Raw genomic sequence first — 15193 nt, forward strand, 5'->3', positions numbered from 1 at the left:
ACCGCATGCCCGCCTCCACCCACCGCACCCCCTCCACGGCCGGCGAGGGGCCGATGAGCTACGCGATCTTCCAGCTCGCCCGTGCTCACCGCGCCCGCGCCGCCGTCATGCTCCGCGGGATGGACCTGCACCCCGGACAGGAACTGCTGCTCATGCAACTCCTCGACCGGGACGGCCAGACCCAGTCCGAGCTGCTCGAAAGCGTCGGCCTGGACCACTCCACCGTCTCCAAGTCCCTGCGCCGCATGCAGGACGCCGGTCTGCTCGTGCGCGAGCCGGCCGCACACGACCGGCGTGTCATGGTCGTCCACCTCACCGACAAGGGCCGGGCGTTGCGCGAGCCCCTGGCGGCCATGTGGCGGGCCCTGGAAAGGACCTCCGCGCTGAACCTGTCGGCGCAGCAGGCGGAGTCCTTCGTCCGTATCGCCTACGCCATCACCGACGCGATCAACAGCGGTGACGTCGCGGCGGAAGAGTCCGAGTAGCTCCCCTGGGCCCGCACCCCGGTTCCGGCCTGGAGTGCGCATCGTTTCCGGCCTTCCCGCGAAGGGGACAGTGCCGCAGCGCACTCGGCCCCCGAAGGCCCGTGCTGGACGGAGCCAGGCTCCCCGGCTGTCCGAAGAAGGCCCGGCGAGCCTAGTCGGCGGATGTGACGGAACCCGCCCGTTCACCCCGGTACGTCGGGGAGAACCGGGGTGAACGGGGCCTCAGGGTGAGGGGCGAGCGCGAGCTGCCCCGGTGGAGGCAGGACGGAACTCACTCGGGGCAGGGCGACACCAGGCGAGCCCTTCCCGTCGCCGGCCGGCCCGCATGAAGGATGGCCGCGTCACCCGCGTCCGGGTCACCTTCGACCCCCGCAACCTCCCGCAGGCCGGCGGTGGCGCGCGCCGTGGATCCGCCCATCACAGGCCAGCCCCTGAGCACAACCGGGCCCACGGCGCCCACCTCCCGCGACCACCACGGCCCCGCCCACCCCATTCCCCACACCACTGACCTGATGGAAAGTGAGACCCCCATGACCACCACCCTCCCCGTCCTCGTCGTCGGCGCGACCGGCTCCCTCGGCGGCAAGGTCGTCGACGAACTGCTCAAGCGCGGTAAGAACATCCGCGCCCTGGTCCGGCCGACCACCGACGCGAGCAGGCTCGAAAGCCTGGGTGTCGAGATCGCCCGCGGCGACATGCTCGACCTCGACTCGCTCGTCGCCGCCATGAACGGAGCCGATGCCGTCATCACCACCGCTGCCGGCTACACCCGCGGCGGCAAGAACGCGCACGACATCGACACCGTCGGCAACGCCAACCTCGCCGAGGCAGCCCACCGCGCCGGCGTCCGGCGGTTCGTCCTGACCAGCATCCTCACCAGCGACCGGACGCCCCAAGTCCCGCACTTCTGGCACAAGAAGATCGCCGAGGACAGGCTCGAACAACTCGGCGTCCCGTTCGTCGCACTGCGCCCGGGGGCATTCCTCGACCAGATCGCGACCATGGCGGGCAACCCGATCGACAAGGGCCGCCTGATATGGATCGGCAAGACCACCGCCCCGCTGACCTTCGTCCACACCTCCGATCTCGCGGCGTACCTGGCGGTCGCCGTCGACGCCGAGGCAGACAACGGTGAGCGCATCGACATCGGCTGGGACCGACCGGTCAGCATGCGCGAGATGGCCGACCTGATGGGCCACCAGGCCGGAAAGAAGATCAAGGTGTGGACCGTCCCCTCCGTCGTAGCCCGCGCCGCAGGCGCCGTCGCCGGCCGCTTCATGCCTCTGGTCAAGGACATGGCCGCGATGTTCAGCTGGTTCGACAGCGGCCGCTACGTCGCCGACCCCCGCCGCCAGGAGCAGCTGTTCGGCCCCGCCCCCACCGCCGAGGACGCCCTCGGCCGGTACACGGACGAACTGCGCACGGCGCAGCACCGGTGACCGGCCCGCATGCCGGTCCGGCCGCCCGGACGGCCAACCGATGAGGGGGAGGAACCGCTCTGACAGATCGCCGTACGTTCCTACCGCACCCGGAACCCATCGGGGCCGTTTCCTCGACCCTCGCCATCGCCGGGACACTTCCTCAGCAGCGACGGGCTCTCCACGGCGCAGATGCGGGTGACCATGCTCGTCGTCACCCGTGAGGGCGACGAGCGCTGCAAGCTGCGTCCGCCTCAGCGTGCGACGGCGGCACTGGTGTACCTGGGCGAGCACACCACCCTGGCGAAGATCGCCAACGGGTTCGGGATCAGCGAGTCCACCGCCGACGCCTTCACCAGTCCGGTCATCGACCTGCTCGCCGACGGTGCGCCGGGTCTGCTGAAGGTCCTGCGCGAGAGCGAAGCGGACTTCGTCCTGCAGGACAGCGCCCCGCCGGGTGCGACCGGGTCGGCGAGGGACGGGCGGACCATTCCGGCAAGCACCGCCGACACGGCGTGAACGTGCAGGTGGTCACCGATCCGGGTGGCCGGCTGCTGTGGCTCTCACCCGCGTTGCCGGGCCTCACTCATGACCTGACCGCTGCCCGCACCCACCGGATCATCCGCATCCGTGAGCGCCAAGGCGTCCCGATCTTGGCCTACCTCGCCCACTACTGAGGTTCGAGGCGTGATGTCGTCGGCAGGAAAGGGCCTGTGAACTGGGGCCATTCCCCTCACCGAGCGACACCAGGTGGTGATCAACAATAATGGGGTGAAACATGGTGGGCTGATCGAACATGCTGGCTCGGTGCAGCACAATGAAGAACAGCCGTTGTCCGGTGGGAACGTCAGTGCTGGCGTGGTCCGCGTCGGAGACACCGTTCGCCGCCCGACCGGACCGTGGACTCCCGCAGTGCACGCCTTGCTGACCCACCTGTATGAGGTGGGGTTCCGGGCGGCGCCTCGCCCACTGGGCATCGACGACCAGGGCCGTGAAGTCCTGACCTTCGTGCACGGCCATGTGGTCTGGCCCGATCGGTTTTCTCTGCTCGAGTCCGCTGGGAAACTGGCCGGGGTGGCAGGGCTGATCCGGGACTTCCACGATGCCGTGCAGGGCTTCACACCACCGGCTGACGCGCACTGGCAGGTGTTGATCCCCGCCGAGGGCAGCGACATCATCGCCCATCACGATCTGGCTCCGTGGAACCTCGTGGTCGCAGGCGAGGCCCAGTGGGCCTTCATCGACTGGGACACCGCTGGCCCCGGTTCCCGCCTGTGGGACGTCGCGTATGCCATGCACGGATTCATTCCGCTGTCTGCTCATCCGGACTGGCAACGCCCCGACGCCGCAGACCGGCTGCGCGTCTTCGCCGACGCCTACGGCCTCGATGAAGACGAACGCCGTCGGCTGGTCCCTCTACTCGGGCGCCGAACGCGTTCCATGCACGACTTCCTGCGCGAGCAAGCCGCCCGGGGTGTCCAGCCCTGGGCAACCCTGTGGACCGAAGGCCACGGCGACGCCTGGCGAAGCGATGCCGAATACATCGAGCAGCGCGAAGACCAGTGGATGCACGCCCTGCTCGGCGATTGATCTCGTCTCCGACCTCCGGCCATGACTGATGATCTTTCGCTGGTGTCACTGGGGCGACAGGGCATAGCTCACCCTCACCGAGAAGAGCGTCAGCCGGGCACTGTCCGCGCACGGGCACCGGTCGAACGCGGCGTCGCACGCCTGAAGTCCTGGCGCATCTTCCGCAGGTCCCGGCGCAGTCCAACCGCATGACGTCAATGGCCAAAGCCGTCCTCCCCCTGGAGCAGCACGGGACGCCAATGCGACTACGCCGAAGCCCTGCCCCGAAAACGGCCCGGAATCTTGATCAGAATTCAGCGGTACAGCCACTTTCGGTCACTCAACTGCACTTTTTTCGGCCGGATTTGGCGATCTTTCCCCTGTGGTTCAATGAACGTGCCGTGATTCGATTTACCGCGCGTGGAGCAGCGTTGACCAAGGAAAAGACCTTCGAGGCCACTTCGGTGCTGCTCACTGAACTGCTGGCCACCCAGCCGCGGTACCGGAGCCGGTGGCGCGCCCGTGTCCGGCGGGACCGCTCGGGCGGCGGGGTGAGCAACGCCGCCGTAGCTCACGTTCTGGCCGAACACCTGTGGGAATCTGGCGAGTTCCCCGAATCCCAGCGGACCCTCGCCCGCATCCTGAAGGACCGCGTCCGCCGCGCGCTCGACGGCACGTCGATCACGTCGGAGACACTGACCTGGCTCATCGACGCCTTTCACATGGACGAGCGCGACGCCGAATGCCTGTGGGCTACACACGCAAGCGATTCCGGTAACCGTTCCGACGGAATCTCCGACGCGATCCAGGAACCCCGGGAGATGTTCAGACGCCAATGGCATCGCACGGTGACGGTATTCGAACGCTATTTCCTGGACCATGAAGGACAGTTGACCGAACGCCGCACAAAGCATGTGATCATGGCTCTTGAGGATGGTGTGGACAGCTATTTGTTCAACCACGAATCCTCCGTGGAGACCGTCGAGGTGCTGCACGGCGGAACCCTCGGACAGGAACATCATTACGACGGCCTGGTGTCCCACGAGATCGTGTTCCCGCAGCCACTCAAACAGGGTCAGCGCATCTCGTTCGAGTACCGGTCCGCCTACCGTCCCGCTCCGCATCCCCCGCAGGAGGTACGGCGCCCCGCACGCGGCCGGATCGAGAACTTCGACATCGCGGTGCACTTCGAGCCGCGACGGCTGCCCAGACGGCTCTGGTGGGCGACCTGGTCGGACCACCACCTCGGCGATCCCGTGCAGTTGGAGCCGGCCCAGGTGTGCGACATGGGCAGAGCGCACCGCTATGTGTCCTTCGTGGAACGGTCGGTGGTCGGCTTCCGCTGGAACTGGTGAGCACAAGGCCGGACTTGGCTCCGGACTTGAACGCCCGGCCTGGGCAGCGGACTTGGACGCCCTGTGCGCCGTAAGGGCACTCCGTGCGCCATAAGTGCGCCATGCGGCGTGTTCACTCCCCCTGTCAGTCAATCGGACGATCTCGGGGGACACCGTGGGAATCCTCAACCAGTTCGACGTCATCGACTCCTTCAACCAGCTGATCCCCGGCGCGGCCGGGCACTCCGACAGCTACCTGCGCGAGGTCGCCAAGGCGACCCAGGACCAGGGCCTGCCCGTCGAGATGAACCTGGAGAACAACTCCGACGGCCTGTTCGCCGCGATGCGTGGGCAGGGCGCCCGCAGGTTCCTCGTCGTCCAGCCGTTGGACCGCAAGGCCCGCGGCCTGCGGATGATGCACTACGGCTTCCCGGTCGGCACCAACCTCACCGCCGGCTGGCTCCTCACCGGAACCACCGGCAACCTCAAGCTCTTCGACTACCTCGACCTCACCGCGGTCATCGAGTCCGTCCACGGACTCGCCGTAGCCCCCGCGCTCTACAGCGTCGCGGACAGCACCGGCTTCGCCCGCGAGGAGATCCGCAAGTACCAGAGCGGATTCTTCGGCGTCTGAGCCTCGCCGCCCCACCATCCGGGACCCGGCAGTCCGAGCCGCCGCCGCGTCCGTCCGCGCCGCGCCGCTCCACCGTCCGGGTCCCTGACTATCCGAGCCGTCACGGAAGGACAGCCATGGGCTGGGTCATCTTCATCCTCTACTTCGCGGGCATCATCGGCACCACCCGCTACGCGATGCGTCTCTTCAACCTGCACTGGGCCGACATCAACGGATCCGGTCTGAACGGCATCGGCGCCCGCTTCAAGACCATGGTGCCGGGCACCTTCTGGCCCATCGGCCTGCCGATCCTTCTGCTCGTAGCACAGCAGCGGCAGGAACACCGCCAGGCCGCCCGCGAGGGCGTGGCCGATCTCATGAGAGGCGGCGACACCCCGCGGAACGCCCCCGCGCCGCAGCCCGAGCACCGCACCCGCAACCCGTTCGACGACATCTGAGCCGCCGAGGCCCGCACTCTCCCAGGAGGTGACCACGTGCAGTGGCCCCCGGACGTCCGCCATGACACGGCCGTGATCTGGGCCGACACCGACTTCTTCGCCAGGCCGGTCTGCTGGGCCACTGCGGCGGCCCGGATCGTCTCGGGCCCCCGCGCGCCCGAGACGGCCGGTCCCGCAGAGAGCGGCGCGGCGATGCGCGCCGTGTCCACCCGAATCGTGCAGGCCCTGCGGGGCTGGGCGAACCGCGCCGCCCTGGAGGTCCGCTACACCGCGCCCGCCGCCGCCCGCCCCCAGGGAATCGACTGCCACCTCATCGCCCGCGCCGAGGGCAGCACGCCGTTCGACGCCGACGTGTCCGCCCAGCAGCTGCTGGGCGCGGCGGCGCGGCTGCTGCCCCCGGGGTTCGTTGTGGAACCGGCCGACCCGGCGGACCTCGTCGTCCCCACGGGCGCGGAGACCTGTGCCGAGGTCCGCCGGCACGAGGAGGTCGTCGCTCCCGCCCTGGCCGACTACTCCGCCGCCGAGTACTACTACGTGCCCGGGCGGCTGCACGGCGACGGCTCCGCCTGGGACCCGTTCCTTCGTGCCCTGCTGCACACCCCGTCCCCCGTCCTGGTGAGCCTGGTGTTCCTGCCGACCGCGCTGACTCCCCTGGAGAGCGACGCCTACGGTCACCTCTGCTCCGGCCTGGAGTACGAGGCCGCCACCCGGACCGTGCAGGACTACCTCGGGCCGGTGGAACTGCCGCCCGACGACAACGCCCGCCGCGCCCTTGAGGCCTGGCGCCGCTTCGGTGACAACTCGGCCAAGGTCCTCTCGCGGGCCACGGTCGTCGGCGACCGGGTGACCACCGAAACGGTCGCCGCCACGCTCGCGGCCGCCGTCGGATCGTCGTACGAGGTGGCTGAACGCGGGATGACCGGCGGCGTGAGCATCGTCCGGCCCGGCGACGGTGCGGAACTCCGGCTGGCCGCCCAGTGCCTGGCAGGCGGATCGATCGCGCCCTGGGGCGGCCACCCGGTCTGGCAGCTGCCCCGGGCGCCCGAGTCCATACGCCGAGTGCCCTATTTGTTCGGGCCCGAGGAGGCCGCCTCGATGCTCGTCCTCCCGGTGCCCGGTCCCGACGGCTGCCCCGGTCTGGAGGCGTCGTCGCCCGCGCTGGACCAGGTCGCCCCGGCGCCCGCGGCCGATCCGGGCAGGCCCGTGCTCGCCCTGGGCAACCGGATCAGCGGCGGCCCCGAGGCCCCCCTCCACCTCCCGCTCGACGACCTGGTCAGCCACGGCCTGATCGTCGGCGCACCCAACACCGGCAAGTCGACCACCTTGCAGAGCCTTCTCGTCCAGCTGTGGCGGGACCACCAGGTGCCCTGGCTGGTCGTCGAACCCGTCAAGACGGAGCACCGCGGCATGCTCGCGGTGCCCGGCATGGAGGCGCTGCGCATCCACACGCTCGGCGACTCCGAGCGCGCGCCCTGGCGGTTCAACCCGCTCCAGCCGCCCCCGGGCACCACCGTCCACGCGCACATCTCGTCGCTGATGGCCGTCTTCCGCGCCGTGGTGCCCGACATGGACAGCGCACTGCCGCTGATTCTCGAACAGGCCCTGGAGGAGACCTACGTCCGGGCCGGCTGGGACGGCGGGCGCACCCTGCCCGGCCCCGTCCCGACCCTGCGCGCGCTGCTTCCCGTCCTCGACACGCTCCAGGAGGACAGCGCCTACCGCGGTCAGGCCCTCAACGTCTTCCCGGCCCTCGCCACCCGCGTCCGGGCCCTGCTCGGCGGCGAGCACGGCTACATGTTCGACACCGTGGAGCAGACCGACTGGGCCGGACTCCTCGACCGGCCCGCCGTGCTGGAACTGGCCTCCATGGCCGACCCCGCCGCGATCGACATGACGCTCGGCTTCCTGATCTCCCAGCTGTCCGCCTTCGCCCGGCTGCGCGGCAGCCAGAACCGCCGGCTGCGCCACATCATCGTGTTGGAGGAGGCCCACCGTGTCTTCGGCCGTCCGACCGTCGGCCCCGACCGCAGGTCGGCGCAGGCGGTGTCCGCTCTCGCCAACGCCCTCGCCGAGCTCAGCTCCTTCGGACAGGGCTTCGTCCTCGTCGACCAGGTGCCGGAGCGCCTGGACGAGGCCGCCACCGCCCTCACCGGTGTCAAGATCATGCACGCGCTGCGCAGCGCGCAGAGCCGCCAGGCCATGCTCGACGACATGGGCGCCGGCCCCCGCTCCGCGCAGACCGCGGCCACCCTCCGGCGTGGCCAGGCCCTCGTCACCACACCCCGCACCTCCGACCCCCTGCTGGCCGGGATCCGGCCCGACCCGGCGGTGGACACCGCGCGCGTCGTCGACGACAACGCCGTCGTACGGCACATGGCGGTGCCGACCCGCGCCCTGGCCCGGCTGCTGCCGTACGAGCTGTGCTCCCGCGACATCTGCCGGGACGGCTGCGCACCGCGGCGCAGGGAACGCGGGCGGGCCCTCGCCTTCGCCCGGCGCCGGGAGGAACGCGCCGAGGCACACCGGGCGCCGCACGGCGAGGAGCGCCGTATCCCGGCCCTTGGCGACCTCGCCCAGTCCATGGCCCGCGCGTGCGCCGGCCACGCGGCCGACACGTACTGCGCGCTGGTCCACGTGGACCTCGACAGGCCGCTCCCGGGCCTGACTTCTCAGGGCCGGCAGTCCGATCTGACGGCGGTCGTACGCAAACAGGCGGCACGGACGAAAGGCGCACTGTGATCCTCCACGACACACCCGAGGACGAGCGGGACCACCAGGAGATGCTGCGCCGGACCCTCGACGACCACCAGGACCTGCACCCCGACCACCACCGGGAACGGGGACGGGTCGCCGACTTCCAGGACCGGGACGCGGAGTACCGCGAACTGTCCGACCGGTTGCCGCCCTCCGGCGTCGACGTGCTGAGCGACCTGTACCGCGAGGAACTGCGCGACGTCGGGCACGCGATCGACAAGCACGTGGGGTGCTCCCTCGACGAACTGCGCGAGTTCGATTCGTACGACTCGGAGGCGGGCGCGTCCTCCTTCGACACCCCCGGGCAGGCAGCCGACGCCGTCAACGACACCCTGTACGACTCGGCCGGCGACATGGTCGCCTGGGTGGTCGGCGACGACCCGCGCCCCTTCGTCTGCGACGCCGACCTGGGCAGGACGACCGGCCGCTGGGCCCGCAGCCGCGACCACACGGACGGCACCGCCGTGACCGGCGTCCGCGTGGTGCTGGCCAGGGACGCCGACGATCCGCGCGGGTTCGTGTTCCGCACGGCGTTCCCGATCCCGGCGGACCACGTACGAGGCGCGGGGCGGCGACGGCCATGAAGGACATACGGCAGCAGGTCACCGTCGGGATCGTCTGCCTGGTGTGGCTCGCCCTCGCCCTGCTCACCGGCGAGGCGCTGTCCCCGACGCCGCTGCGGCTCTTCTCGGCGGCTGGGACCACGGTGGCCATCGCGGCCCTGGCGTACGAGAGGTCTCTGTGGCAGTGGAAGCTCGTACGCCGGTTCACCGGGAGCCCGCTCCTGCACGGCACGTGGCGGGGCGAGGTGATCACCTCCGTCGTCTGTGAGGACGGCACTCCGGTGCCCCCGATCCCCGCCGTCCTGCACGTGGTGCAGAGCGCATCACGCGTCAGCGTGTCCCTCTTCACCGCGGACTCGGTGTCCACCTCCACCCATGCCTCGCTGCTGCGCGGGGACGACGGACGATGGTGCCTGCGTTGGCAGTTCATCAACCAGCCCCGGCCCGCAGCTCGTCAGCGCAGCCAGCGGCACCGCGGGGTGGCGGAGCTGTGGATCGGCGGCGTGCCCGGCGAAGGCCTGCGCGGCGAATACTTCACCGACCGGCGGACGTACGGCGAACTGAACCTCGTGGAGTGGAGCCCCCGACGCTACGGCAGCGCGTCGACGGCCCTCGTGGCAACGGACTTCGCCCCCGCTGCACCGTACGCGGCGAACTGACCACACGCCCGCCGACCACCGGCTTGAGCACGTACAGCAACTGGGGGCCCACAAGGGCCCGGCCCGCGGCGATCATCGCCGGCGGCTCGGCACCCAGCCGGTGCAGCGGCGGCACGAGCAGGAAGAACAGTCCGTAGAAGGCGAGGATCGGCACGACCGGGGTGCCGGTCATGGTCAGGGCGGTGCCGAGGGCCATCAGTGTCACGGCCCGGATGACGACCTTGGCGACGGCCTGGCGGCCGGCCAGGCCGGTCTTCGGTGTGCGGCGCCCGGTGATGAGGGCGACCGCGAAGCCGGCCAGGACGGCGAACAGCGCGGAGGAGCGGCCTTGGGCCAGCTCCATCAGGAAGCCGATGGCACCGTCCTGGCTCGGGGCGGGGCCCACATGGACCGCGTACATACCGAAGACGGCCAGGCCGCGGGCCAGGTCCACCCCGATCAGTCGGCCCACGCCGGGCGCGCCGGTCGTGGGCTCACCGCGCTCGCGTTCAGGGGACGGTGCGTCGGCCGGGAGCAGCGGGGAGCGTCTCTAGAACTCTGTGTGTGCCTGTGGTTTCCAGGCTTTTCGGGCGCGGCGTGGCCGTGTGCGGTTGCCGTCCGGTGGTCCGAACCTCGGGGTGAGGGGGTGGACTTCGGTGGCGTGCAGGTGGTGGAAGCCGGTCCGCTGGGCGGCGCGGGTGCGTCGTCGACAGGTTCTGCGTGAGAGCCGCACCCGGCCGGATCGAGGAAGGTCTTCCTCGGTTCGGTGGGGTGCGGGTACTCCATGACCTGGCACCGGCCCGGGTGTGGCGGCTGGTGTCGTGGTGTCATGCCCCGCCGGACGCTGGACTGCCCCCGGGGTGGGGGTGGTGGCGGGGACCGTACGCACATCGGGCGTACGGCGGGAAGTCGTGTGGGCGGGGCCGGGGCCTGTGGCAGCGTGGCGAGGGCTCGGCCTGGCAGGGGTGGGGCGTCCCTTGCCCGGGGTGGTTTTCGGCCCGCGGGGGCGGGGCGGGGCCGTTTGCGCGTGGCGCTGTCGGCGCAGGCGGCGGGTGGTCTTCTTCGGACGCCGGACCATGGTCACGGTGCCCTCGATGGTGGTGCGGATGGTCCGGGTGCCTGTGGTGCGGTCGGTGGTGGTGTGGGTTTGGGCGAGCAGGCCGCGGGAGACGATGCGTCGGGCGGCGGCGTGGTCGCGGTCCATGGACAGCCCGCACCCGGTGCAGTGCGCCCACTTCCAGCCCCGCTCACCGAGTCGGTCGGGGGCCGGGTGGTGGGTGAGTGTGGTCAGGCAGCCGGGGCAGAGTTTGGACGTGCCCCGGGCGGGAACGGTGACCACCGCGATCCCGGCCTTCGCGCCCAGGTGCCGGATCGCCTCGGCGACAGCGCCGCGGACCTGCCCGGACAGGCGGGCGTTGCCCTTGCGGTGGCCGCGGGCTTCCAGGGTGGCGAGATCCTCCAGGTAGATGACGCTCGCGCCGAGCGCGGCGGCCTGGTCGACGGCCCAGCGGGCCGCCGCCCGGGCCAGCGCGGCGTTCAGCTGCCGGATCCGGGCACACACCCGGACATGTTCCGCCTGAAGTGCCCGGGCCCGCTCCAGGTGTCCGCCCCAGGCCAGGTGCGGGGAGCCGAGCCCGTCGGCCAGCGCCCGGTAGTGGTCGCGCTTGGCCGCGAGACGCTCGCGCACACCGCGCAGCCGGTGCAGAGCGGTGCTGATCACCGTGGCGTCAAAGACCAGGGGACGGCCGTCGGTGACGACCCGGGAGGTCTGCCCTTTCCCGGCCAGGCGGCCGAGTGTGCCGGTGAGGAGGGTGTTGACACCCCAGTCGAAACCGACCGCCCCCCGATGCCCGGTCGGCTTGGTGGCCGGGGTGGGCCGTGAGTGCGGCAGGTCGACGGCGATCCTCCCGGCCGGGGTGGGGCGCAGGGTCGGGGTGTGCAGCACCGCATCAGGCGCGACGGTACCTGGCAGCCGGATGTCGAGCATGTGCCAGGCCCAGTCACGCCCCGTGGCGGGGGCGGCCCGCAGGGGGAGTTTGACCCGCAGCCGGGCGGTGGCCGCATCCACCCGGGTCAGGGTGACCTGCTGGCGGTCCATCGCGGCCAGGAGTACCTGGCCGGCCACCTGTGGCGGGCCCTCCAGGGCGCACAGCCCGGCGGGCAGCTGCCCGTGCTCGGCCACGTGGGCGCGGATCTGGCGGGTGCGGTTGCGGATTTCGGCACCCGTCACCCCGGCGGGCAGTACCGCCCTCAGGGCCGTCCACTCCGCCACGGTGCGCCGCCGGGGATCGGCGGGCCAGGCGGCCAGGACGGCGGCCACGATGCTGCGCCGGTGCAGGGCCAGACGCAGGGTGCGCGCGGCGTACTCCTGAGCGCCCCGCCGCACCCGGTCCGGGACATACACCCCCGCCGGGAGCACAACATCCTGCGGCCAGTTCAAGCGACGCAGCGCCATCCAGCCCTTGGACGGCAACGCCTGACCCTGCCCGTCCACCCCCGCAGCCAGCACGTCAAAGGAATCCTCGTCCCACCGCGCGGCCACCAGAGCACCCGTCAGCTCCCGGCTCAACTCGGCCAGAAAACCCACCCGTTCCAGCAGCACCCGCTGCCCGACCCGCTCACCCGTGGCCTCCAGCACCCCCGAGAAGGCGGTACATGTCGCCGTCGCCATCAACCTAGCCACGCACCTCACCCGCAACACCGGCTCCCGCTCCCGCTCCCGCTCCCGCTCCGGCTCCCGCTCCGGCTCCGGCTCCGGCTCCCGCTCCGGCTCCGGCTCCGGCTCCGAGGACAGGCTGCTTCATGCGGCGCCCGGCTTCGTCCAGAAGCCGTCGACGCGCCTCACGCGAGCGCATCCCGTACATGCGGCCGGCGAAGGTGGCCACCAGCGACATGAAATCGTCCAGCAGTTCCTCCATCCCCCCGGCCGCTCCCTTGGAATGCAACACCTCGACCGTAACGCGGTGATGAGCCAGAACCTGGATCAACCAGCCCGCACCGAACCGGGCCAACCGGTCCCCGTGCGTGACCCGCACATGGGTGAACTCCCCCTTCGCGGCCCGTTTCACCAGCCGGTCAAGCCCCGGCCGTGACTCCCGCAGCCCCGAAGCACGGTCTTTGAAGACCGCGACCACCACCCCCGAAGCGGTTGCCCGCAGTTCGGCCTCCTGCGCGGCCAGCGAAGACCCCTGCCCGCTGCTGCCCGAAACCCGCACATACAGAGCCTCACGCCGCCCGGCCGTATCCGGGCAGCCGGTCAGAGCGTCCAACGCCTCACTGGAGAAGCGCCGTTCACGCCCCACCCACACCACCGCAACCCTGCCCTCGTTGGCCCATAGCCGCAGCGTGCCCGGATGCACACCCACCCGCCGCGCAGCCACCGCCAACCGAAGAAGTTCCATGCCGAGGAACCTACGGCCCCACACACACCCACCACCCCAAACCGGCACGACATCACACCATCGCTGGAAGCAGGGGGGAATCACCCACAGATCCATACACGCTCTGCTATGCAGCATCCACAAGGATCCCTAAGCAAAAACCCCGACAGTTGAAGACCCTGGGTGCTGTGTCATGCCGCTCAGGCTGGAGGCCGGGCCGATCATGGAGTATCCGGCAGAAGGCTGCGGTGTCCCTGCCGACTGGAGGGTGATACCCCGCCGGGTGGCCGGAGCTGCCGCTCGTCGGGCCGCAGGGGCTCTGTGTGGCCTTAGGGTCGAGGCGGCTGTGGGTGGTTGGACGGCATGGATGAAGGCGGGGCGGAGCGCGCGTGATCCGGGTAGTGGTGGTGGACGACGAGGCACTGGTCCGCTCGGGCTTCGAACTCATCGTGGGCGCGTCCGAGGACATCGAGGTCGTCGCGACCGCGAGCGGGGGCCTCGCGGTGGAGACCGTCCGCCGGGAGCGGCCCGACGTGGTGCTGCTGGACATCCGGATGCCGGACGTCGACGGGCTCACCGTGCTGCGCGAGCTGCGGACGATGCCGGACGCCCCGGTGGTGGCGATGCTGACCACGTTCGATGCCGACGAGTACATCCTGACCGCGCTGCACTCCGGCGCGGCCGGTTTCCTCCTCAAGGACACCGAGCCGGAGCAGCTCGCGCACCTGGTGCGCACCCTCGCCGCGGGCGGCGTCGTGCTGTCCCCCAAGGCGTCGCGGACGCTGCTGCACAGCCACCCGGGCACCCGGACGGCCGTCGACGAGGCGGCGACCCGCGTCCGGCTGCTCACCGCGCGAGAGCGTGACGCCCTCGTCCTGGTGGCCGAGGGCCTGTCGAACGCCGACGTCGGGGCGCGCATCCACCTGGGCGCCGGCACGGTCAAGGACCACGTCAGCGCGCTCCTCACCAAGCTGCGGGTGACCAGCCGGGTGCAGGCCGCGTTGCTGGCGCAGCGGGCCGGGCTGCTCGACGAGCGCCCGCCGCCCGAGGCCGGACGATGAATCGCGCACGCGTCCAGTGGCAGCGTGTACCTGCGCCGGTCGTCGACATCGCCCTGGTGGCGGTGGCGGCCGTGGACGTATGGCTGATGTGGGACGCCACGTGTCCCGGCGTCGTACTGGCCATGCTCGGCTGTGCCGCGTTGGCCTTCCGGCGCGGGTTCCCGCTCGGCGTCTTCCTGCTCACCCTGCCTCTCGCGATGATGCAGGATGTCGCCGTCGATGTGCTCGTGGCGCTGTTCACTCTGGCCGAACGCTCCCGCAACCGCCTTCTCCTCGCGGGGTGCGTCGCCCTGTCCGCCATCGCGAGCAGCACTCCGTGGCCCCTGGCCTAGGCCGACCGGACCATGACACTGGTCTTCTTCGTGTACGGCCTGGCGACTGCCGCGGCCCCGGTCCTCTTCGGCCAGCTTCTCCAGGCGCAACGGGACTTGGCACGGCGGCTGGTCGAGATCGAGGAGGCCAGGGAGCACGAGCGGGCCCTGCACGCGCAGGCCGTGCTCGCCCGTGAACGCGCCCAGCTGGCCCGCGAGATGCACGACGTGGTCTCCCACCAGGTCAGCCTGATCGCCGTACGGGCCGGGGCGTTGCAGGTCGCCGCCAAGGACGCGGACGCCAAGGAGGCCGCCCGCACGATCCGTTCGCTGAGCGTCACCACGCTCGACGAACTGCGCACCATGGTCACGCTGCTGCGCGCCTCCGGCGGCCAGGCCACCGAGCTGACTCCTCAGCCCACCCTGGTCGACCTGCACAGACTCGTGGAGTCGAGCGGCACCCACGCACAGCTGAAGGGTGAACTCCCGCCCACCGTGGGCACACCGACCCAACGGGCCCTCTATCGCACGGTCCAGGAGGCGCTGACCAACGTCCGCAAGCACGCCCCCGGCGCCACGGCCAGACAGGCGGTAAGCGGCTGTCGTACG

The 15193-nt window shown here is 70.9% G+C and carries 12 protein-coding genes and 4 pseudogenes; 13 read left to right on the top strand and 3 right to left on the bottom strand.

The genetic code is table 11. The features are described 5' to 3' along the window. Positions 1-5: 5 nt before the first annotated feature. From OG272_RS15140 to OG272_RS15190, 11 genes and pseudogenes are all read left to right on the top strand, one after another. Positions 6-485 carry a MarR family winged helix-turn-helix transcriptional regulator gene (locus OG272_RS15140; RefSeq protein WP_328222989.1) on the top strand — a complete coding sequence of 160 codons (480 nt, stop codon included), beginning with the start codon at positions 6-8 and terminating at the stop codon, positions 483-485. A 530-nt stretch (positions 486-1015) separates the two neighbouring features. After that, positions 1016-1924, top strand: a complete 909-nt coding sequence (locus OG272_RS15145; protein ID WP_328222990.1) for an SDR family oxidoreductase — start codon at positions 1016-1018, stop codon at positions 1922-1924. Between the two features lie 171 nt (positions 1925-2095). Further along, positions 2096-2574, top strand: a pseudogene (locus tag OG272_RS15150) (transposase family protein); the annotation flags it as partial. A 160-nt stretch (positions 2575-2734) separates the two neighbouring features. Next, the gene (locus OG272_RS15155) at positions 2735-3493 is read left to right on the top strand and encodes a phosphotransferase (RefSeq protein ID WP_328224680.1); all 759 of its coding nucleotides are present in this window, start codon (positions 2735-2737) and stop codon (positions 3491-3493) included. Between the two features lie 67 nt (positions 3494-3560). After that, a pseudogene (locus tag OG272_RS15160) lies at positions 3561-3720 on the top strand (IS5/IS1182 family transposase); the annotation flags it as partial. Positions 3721-3732: 12 nt separating this feature from the next. Further along, entirely contained in the window at positions 3733-4827 is a 1095-nt protein-coding gene (locus OG272_RS15165) for a hypothetical protein (protein ID WP_405896024.1), read from the top strand. Between the two features lie 154 nt (positions 4828-4981). Next, the gene (locus OG272_RS15170; protein ID WP_307164635.1) at positions 4982-5440 is read left to right on the top strand and encodes a hypothetical protein; all 459 of its coding nucleotides are present in this window, start codon (positions 4982-4984) and stop codon (positions 5438-5440) included. Positions 5441-5556: 116 nt separating this feature from the next. Further along, the gene (locus OG272_RS15175) at positions 5557-5877 is read left to right on the top strand and encodes a hypothetical protein (RefSeq protein WP_327729846.1); all 321 of its coding nucleotides are present in this window, start codon (positions 5557-5559) and stop codon (positions 5875-5877) included. A 36-nt stretch (positions 5878-5913) separates the two neighbouring features. Further along, the gene (locus OG272_RS15180) at positions 5914-8616 is read left to right on the top strand and encodes an ATP-binding protein (RefSeq protein WP_405893626.1); all 2703 of its coding nucleotides are present in this window, start codon (positions 5914-5916) and stop codon (positions 8614-8616) included. After that, positions 8613-9215 (top strand): RNase A-like domain-containing protein, encoded by a 603-nt coding sequence (locus OG272_RS15185; protein WP_326582982.1) that lies wholly within the window; start codon positions 8613-8615, stop codon positions 9213-9215. Before OG272_RS15180 ends, OG272_RS15185 begins: the two co-directional genes overlap by 4 nt. Next, positions 9212-9853, top strand: a complete 642-nt coding sequence (locus OG272_RS15190) for a hypothetical protein (RefSeq protein ID WP_326582981.1) — start codon at positions 9212-9214, stop codon at positions 9851-9853. The genes OG272_RS15185 and OG272_RS15190 overlap by 4 nt, the downstream gene beginning before the upstream one ends. Positions 9854-9857: 4 nt before the next feature. Here the strand turns inward: OG272_RS15190 and OG272_RS15195 are convergent. The 3 genes and pseudogenes from OG272_RS15195 to OG272_RS15205 all read right to left on the bottom strand — a co-directional run. Then, positions 9858-10370: pseudogene (locus tag OG272_RS15195) on the bottom strand (heparan-alpha-glucosaminide N-acetyltransferase domain-containing protein); the annotation flags it as partial. A 12-nt stretch (positions 10371-10382) separates the two neighbouring features. After that, on the bottom strand, positions 10383-12515 hold the full coding sequence (locus tag OG272_RS15200; RefSeq protein WP_405893629.1) for a zinc ribbon domain-containing protein: 2133 nt from the start codon (positions 12513-12515) through the stop codon (positions 10383-10385). Further along, positions 12508-13233 (bottom strand): IS607 family transposase, encoded by a 726-nt coding sequence (locus OG272_RS15205; protein WP_405893631.1) that lies wholly within the window; start codon positions 13231-13233, stop codon positions 12508-12510. The genes OG272_RS15200 and OG272_RS15205 overlap by 8 nt, the downstream gene beginning before the upstream one ends. A 380-nt stretch (positions 13234-13613) precedes the next feature. Here OG272_RS15205 and OG272_RS15210 point away from each other — a divergent pair, with 380 nt between their 5' ends. Then, positions 13614-14273: a response regulator transcription factor gene (locus tag OG272_RS15210; protein ID WP_327732263.1), complete on the top strand. Its 660-nt coding sequence runs from the start codon at positions 13614-13616 to the stop codon at positions 14271-14273. Beyond that, positions 14270-15169, top strand: a pseudogene (locus OG272_RS15215) (sensor histidine kinase); the annotation flags it as partial. The gene OG272_RS15210 and the pseudogene OG272_RS15215, both read left to right, overlap by 4 nt. Positions 15170-15193: the final 24 nt, after the last annotated feature.

It is taken from the genome of Streptomyces sp. NBC_00104, from assembly GCF_045160825.1.
Lineage (GTDB): Bacteria > Actinomycetota > Actinomycetes > Streptomycetales > Streptomycetaceae > Streptomyces.